We start from the raw sequence: 6,000 nt of genomic DNA, 5'->3' as shown, positions 1-6,000 counted from the left end.
CGAGGCCATGCCGGCATGGCAGGCCGGGGACTTGCCGGCATGGCGCCCGCCACCTTGTATGATTGGCGCAGCTGGATCGTGCGGCCGCTTCTCAGGTTGCGGCGCGCGGCGCTGCGCGACGTCCTGCGCCGTCAAAATGTCGACTGGGCCGAAGACCCGACCAATGCCGACGAGGCTTTCGAGCGGCCGCGCATGCGGGCAGCCCTTGCCGACGGCAACGGTGCGCGGCGCATCGACGATGCACTGGCGCTGGCCGCGCATGAGGGCCGTGCGCGCAGTCAACTCGGCCTCGCTGCCGCAAGCTTGATCGGCGATTTCGCGACCCAGCCGGCCTGCGGGCTCATTCGTCTTGATCCAGGCTTGCTTTCCGCCGGCGACGAGCGGGCGGCCGTCTATGCGTTGCGCATCCTGCTGGCCACGACCGGCGGGATTGCCTTCCTGCCGGATCAGGCCCGCAGCGAGGCGGTGTTCGGCCGGCTAAAGGCCGGATTTCTTTGCGCCACATTGTCGCGGACGGTTGTCGATTTCCGGCGCGCCGGCATCTTCCTGCGCCGCGAGGCGCGCAACTTGCCCGCCGCCGCTGCCGCCACCGGCAGCGCCCTCTGGGATGGCCGCCGCCACATCACATTGAACGACAGCAGCGGCGCATTGTTGATTGCCCCGTTCGGCAAAGCCGCGGCGAAGCGGCTGGCGATGGGTGAAGGAAAAACCCCACCGAGCCTGATGCGCGCCGCGCTCGCCACCGAGCCGGCATTGTGGCAGGCCGGGGAATGCCTTGGTTTGCCTGGACATGGAGGGGTGTCCGCGATGGTTGAGGTGCGGCCGGTCGTTGCGCCTTTTGCCCGCTTCCTGCCGTCCTTTGATCTGGCGCCGGCACAGGCCGTCGCTGGGCTGATTGGCGCGGCCCCGGTTCCACCCTTGCCTTTCAGCGGCCACAGTGCCGGTTGATGGTTGCGCGAAAGCTTAACCCAGACGTGCTGTTATGCTTGGCAAGGGGAGACGCTCTCCCTATGTTAGACCCAAGTTTCCTCTCATGACGCGTGTCCGCCCAGCGGACGCCAACGGGACAATTGATGAATCCGAACTATCGCAACCTCGCGCTTTGGGCGATCATAGCGGTCCTGCTCATCGCCCTGTTCAATCTGTTCCAGACGCCGCAGACGCGAGGGGCCTCCAGCGATGTGCCTTATTCGCAGTTCCTGCAGGATGTCGCGGCGGGTCGGGTCAAGACAGTGACCATCGCAGGCGCTCGCATCAGCGGCACCTACACCGACAATGCCAGCGGCTTCCAGACCTATTCGCCCGGCGATCCTTCGCTGGTCTCGCGGCTGCAGGACAAGAACGTCACCATCAACGCGCGGCCTGAAACAGACGGTTCCAATTCGCTGTTCGGCTATCTGATCTCATGGCTGCCGATGATCCTCATCCTCGGCGTCTGGATATTCTTCATGCGCCAGATGCAGTCCGGGTCCGGGCGCGCCATGGGCTTCGGCAAGTCGAAGGCCAAGCTGCTCACCGAAGCGCATGGCCGCGTCACCTTCCAGGACGTTGCCGGCGTCGACGAAGCCAAGGAAGATCTGGAGGAGATCGTCGAGTTCCTGCGCGATCCGCAGAAGTTCCAGCGGCTCGGCGGCAAGATCCCGCGCGGCGTGCTGCTTGTCGGTCCTCCGGGAACCGGCAAGACGCTGCTCGCCCGCTCGGTTGCCGGCGAAGCCAATGTGCCGTTCTTCACCATTTCCGGTTCGGACTTCGTCGAGATGTTCGTCGGCGTCGGTGCAAGCCGCGTCCGCGACATGTTCGACCAGGCCAAGAAGAACGCGCCCTGCATCATCTTCATCGACGAAATCGATGCTGTCGGCCGTCATCGCGGCGCCGGCCTCGGCGGCGGCAATGACGAACGCGAGCAGACGCTGAACCAGTTGCTGGTCGAGATGGACGGCTTCGAATCCAACGAAAGCATCATCCTGATCGCTGCCACGAACCGGCCCGACGTGCTTGATCCGGCGCTGCTCAGGCCAGGCCGCTTCGACCGCCAGGTTGTGGTGCCGAACCCCGACATCGTCGGCCGCGAGAAGATCCTCAAGGTGCATGTGCGCAACGTGCCACTGGCCCCCAATGTCGACCTCAAGGTGATCGCGCGCGGTACGCCGGGCTTCTCCGGCGCCGACCTGATGAACCTCGTCAACGAATCCGCGCTGATGGCGGCACGCCGCAACAAGCGTCTCGTCACCATGGCCGAATTCGAGGACGCCAAGGACAAGATCATGATGGGCGCCGAGCGTCGTTCGTCGGCCATGACGCAGGCCGAGAAGGAGCTCACCGCCTACCACGAGGCCGGCCACGCCATCCTCGCGCTCAACGTGCCGTCGGCAGATCCGCTGCACAAGGCCACCATCATCCCGCGCGGCCGCGCACTCGGCATGGTCATGCAGCTGCCGGAAGGCGACCGCTATTCGATGAGCTACAAATACATGATCTCGCGGCTCGCCATCATGATGGGCGGCCGTGTCGCCGAGGAATTCAAGTTCGGCAAGGAGAACATCACCTCCGGCGCCTCCTCGGACATCGAGCAGGCGACCAAGCTGGCCCGCGCCATGGTTACGCGCTGGGGTTTTTCCGACAAGCTCGGCCATGTCGCCTACGGCGACAACCAGGAGGAAGTGTTCCTCGGCCATTCGGTGGCGCGCACGCAGAACGTCTCGGAAGAGACGGCGCAGATCATCGATGCCGAAGTGCGCCGCCTGATCGACGAGGCCTATTCGTCGGCGAAGTCCATCCTGACCAAGAAGAAGAAGGAATGGATCGCGCTGGCGCAAGGCCTGCTGGAATACGAGACGCTGTCCGGCGAGGAGATCAAGCAATTGATCGCCGGTCACAAGCCAGCGCGCGACCTTGGCGACGACACGCCGCCGAGCCGCGGCTCGGCCGTGCCGAAGTCCGGCGGCCGGCGCAAGAAGGGGCCGGAGCCCGAAGGCGGCATGGAACCGCAGCCGTCGAGCTGAGTTCGACCAAGCAGGTTGATTTTAGAAACGCCGCGGCATGTCCGCGGCGTTTTTGTTTGCGGTTGGGGAGGAGTCGTCCGCGACCTTGCATCTGCGACGTTGACGATTGGCGAAAGCCCGCGTGACTGCCAATCTCCCCCCTTGCGGGGGAGATTGGCAGCGTCGGCCACCGCGCTTCCCAGCGCGGATGTGGTCATTCCTAAATAAACGCCGCTCAACAAAAAGGCCCGCGAACCTTGCGGTTCGCGGGCCTTTTCTTGCTCAGATGTCGTTGTCGTTCAGCTCTTCAGCTTGGCGTTGCACAGGCTATAGAAGCCGCCGCCCTTCTGGATCCACTTCAGGCCGCCAAGCGCATTGGCGTCCTTGAGGGCATAGTACTGGTCGAGGCAAGTATGCATGCGGCCTTTTCCGGGAGTCTCGCTGGCATATTTCGCCGAGATCGCGGACGGGAAAGTGACGCCCTTGGGCGCAGCCGTCGTCGGCTTCGCCGGCTCCTTGGTGTAGCTCGCCTCGTCGGCAGCTGGCACGGTGTCGTCATCCGATGCGCCGGCACCGCATTCGGACTTGCGGAAGTCGTTCCACTTCATGCCTTTCAGCGTGTTGGCCGTCTTGGCAGCCTGATACTTGGTGCTGCATTCGGCCATGCTCAGACCCTTGCCGTCGGCGGGAGCCGCGGCAGCCTTGGTGGTTGCCGGCTTGGCGGCGGCAGCGGCGGATGCACCGGCGGCGCATTCGGACTTGCGGAAGTCGTTCCACTTCATGCCGTTCAGCGTACCGGCAGCCTTCGCCGCCTGGTATTTGGTGCTGCATTCCTTCGCCGTCAGGCCCTTGGCCGTGCTGTCGTCCGCCGCAGCGGCTGCCTTGGTCGCCTTGGCCGGTTTCGTCTCGGCAGCCTTCTTGGTGTCGGTCGCTTTCTTGGTATCGGCTGGCTTGGCGTCGGTCGTGGCCGCAGCGTCAGTGCCGCACTGGGCCTTGCGGAACTGGTTCCAGGTCGCCCCGGCGAGTGTCCCCGCATCCTTGGCGGCATTGTACTTCGTGCTGCACTCGGCCATCGTCAGTGCGTTGGCTGGCGCGGCCAGGAACAAGGTCGCGACGGCGAGGCCGGTCAAAGTGGCAAGTCGGTGGATGAGCATAGCGTTTCTCCGTTGCAGCAGCCCATGATACGTCCCTGCGAATCAATAACGCTCAACGGTCGGTTGCGCCAGATGCTAAGTGGCGTATATATCGCCGAAAGCTGGCTTCTCCCGATAAGGTGATGAAATCGTTGCCCGTTGACGGCTTCAGAGCAAGATTTTCCAGGTGCATCTGCGCTGAAGGGCTCGCATAACTGGTATATTGCAGCGTGGCAGTCTCGGCGTGTTAGGTTGCAGCCATGTTGTGTGCGGCGCACAACAATGATTTTCTAAGGATTGGTAACATATAATCACACAATGTGATCATAGCGCCCTGGCCAATTGTGGCATGACGTGCCAGGGAAGAAACGTCGAGGAAACTGGCTAGCATGGCAGGGAATTATTTCGGCACGGACGGCATTCGCGGGCGCGCCAACAAGTTTCCGATGACCGCGGAAATCGCGATGCGGGTCGGCATGGCAGCCGGCCTCTCCTTTCAGCGCGGCAGCCATCGCCACCGCGTCGTGCTCGGCAAGGACACCAGGCTTTCCGGCTATATGATCGAGAATGCCATGGTCGCCGGTCTCTGTGCCGCCGGCATGGACGTGTTCCTGCTCGGCCCGATCCCGACACCTGCGGTGGCCATGCTGGTGCGTTCGCTGCGCGCCGATATCGGCGTCATGATCTCGGCTTCGCACAATCCCTACTACGACAACGGCATCAAGCTGTTCGGACCCGACGGCTACAAGCTCTCCGACGAGATCGAGGAGCGCATCGAGAGCATGCTCGACAAGGATATCGAACTGGCGCTCGCCGATTCCGACGGGCTTGGCCGCGCCAAGCGCGTCGATGGCGTGCATGATCGCTACATCGAATTCGCCAAGCGCACCTTGCCGCGCTCGATGTCACTCTCCGGCTTGAGGATCGTCGTCGATTGCGCCAATGGCGCGGCATACAAGGTAGCGCCCGAGGCGCTCTGGGAACTGGGCGCCGAAGTCGTCGCCATCAATGTCGAGCCCAACGGCTTCAACATCAACAAGGAATGCGGCTCGACCCATCCCGCGGGCCTGCAGAAGAAGGTGCACGAAGTGCGCGCCGACATCGGCATCGCGCTCGATGGCGATGCCGATCGCGTCGTCATCGTCGATGAAAACGGCGCGATCGTCGATGGTGACCAGATCATGGCACTGATCGCCGAATCCTGGCACCAGAGCGGGCGGCTGGCCGGCGGCGGCGTCGTTTCGACGGTCATGTCCAATCTCGGCCTCGAGCGCTTCCTCGGCGACATGAAGCTGCAATTGCACCGCACCAAGGTCGGCGACCGTTATGTCGTCGAGCATATGCGCGCGCATGGGCTGAATGTCGGCGGCGAACAATCGGGCCATATCGTGCTGTCGGATTTCTCGACCACTGGCGATGGCCTCGTTTCGGCGCTGCAGGTGCTGGCCTGTATCAAGCGGCAGGGGCGGCCGGTCAGCGAACTGTCGAAGAAATTCGAACCGGTGCCGCAGCTTCTCAAGAACGTCCATATTTCCGGCGGCAAGCCGCTCGAGGAAGCGCCGGTCAAGGCAGCCATCGAAGATGCCCGTCACCGCCTCGGCAAGGCCGGGCGGCTGGTTATCCGGCCATCCGGCACAGAGCCGCTGATCCGCGTGATGGCCGAGGGCGACGACCCGCAACTGGTCGAGTCCGTCGTCAATGGCATCGTGGAAGTCATCTCGGAAACGCGCAGCGCCGCCTGATCCCCAGAGCGCCCGGCAGGGCGTTGCCCCCAGCGCGCCTGGAAGGGCGTCGCCGCGCACAGCTTCACCAGCTCAAAGCCCGCCTTCCCGGCGGGCTTTTTCGTTGGTCCGGCGGTCGATTCCGGCCTCCGGAAATCGGGCATC

Annotated in this window: 4 protein-coding genes; 3 read left to right on the top strand and 1 reads right to left on the bottom strand. The window is 63.8% G+C overall.

Annotated elements, in window-relative coordinates; all coding sequences use genetic code 11:
- Nucleotides 1–948, top strand: a 948-nt coding sequence (locus FCU66_RS06770; protein ID WP_136625399.1) for a PP-loop family protein, incomplete at its 5' end; no start/stop codon positions are given.
- A 125-nt stretch (nt 949–1,073) separates the two neighbouring features.
- On the top strand, nt 1,074–3,002 hold the full coding sequence (gene ftsH / locus FCU66_RS06765; protein WP_023811859.1) for an ATP-dependent zinc metalloprotease FtsH: 1,929 nt from the start codon (nt 1,074–1,076) through the stop codon (nt 3,000–3,002).
- A gap of 278 nt (nt 3,003–3,280) precedes the next feature.
- On the opposite strand, the gene FCU66_RS06760 is transcribed toward ftsH, so the two are convergent.
- Complete coding sequence (locus FCU66_RS06760; RefSeq protein WP_136618411.1) at nt 3,281–4,135, bottom strand: hypothetical protein; 855 nt, start codon at nt 4,133–4,135, stop codon at nt 3,281–3,283.
- Nucleotides 4,136–4,503: 368 nt separating this feature from the next.
- Between FCU66_RS06760 and glmM the strand changes: the two genes are divergently transcribed.
- A complete protein-coding gene (gene glmM, locus FCU66_RS06755) occupies nt 4,504–5,856 on the top strand; it encodes a phosphoglucosamine mutase (RefSeq protein ID WP_136618410.1) in 1,353 nt (450 codons plus the stop codon).
- Nucleotides 5,857–6,000 lie beyond the last annotated feature (144 nt).

The organism is Mesorhizobium norvegicum, assembly GCF_004919685.1.
In the GTDB taxonomy this organism is placed as follows: domain Bacteria; phylum Pseudomonadota; class Alphaproteobacteria; order Rhizobiales; family Rhizobiaceae; genus Mesorhizobium; species Mesorhizobium norvegicum.
The sequence above is the reverse complement of the archived record's forward strand: the minus strand, read 5'-3'. Positions and strand labels throughout refer to the sequence as shown.

What these genes read in the sequence shown, in the direction of transcription:
- FCU66_RS06760 (WP_136618411.1), bottom strand. Translation starts at nt 4,135, where the DNA reads ATGCTCATCCACCGACTTGCCACTTTGACCGGCCTCGCCGTCGCGACC.
- glmM (WP_136618410.1), top strand. Translation starts at nt 4,504, where the DNA reads ATGGCAGGGAATTATTTCGGCACGGACGGCATTCGCGGGCGCGCCAAC.
- ftsH (WP_023811859.1), top strand. Translation starts at nt 1,074, where the DNA reads ATGAATCCGAACTATCGCAACCTCGCGCTTTGGGCGATCATAGCGGTC.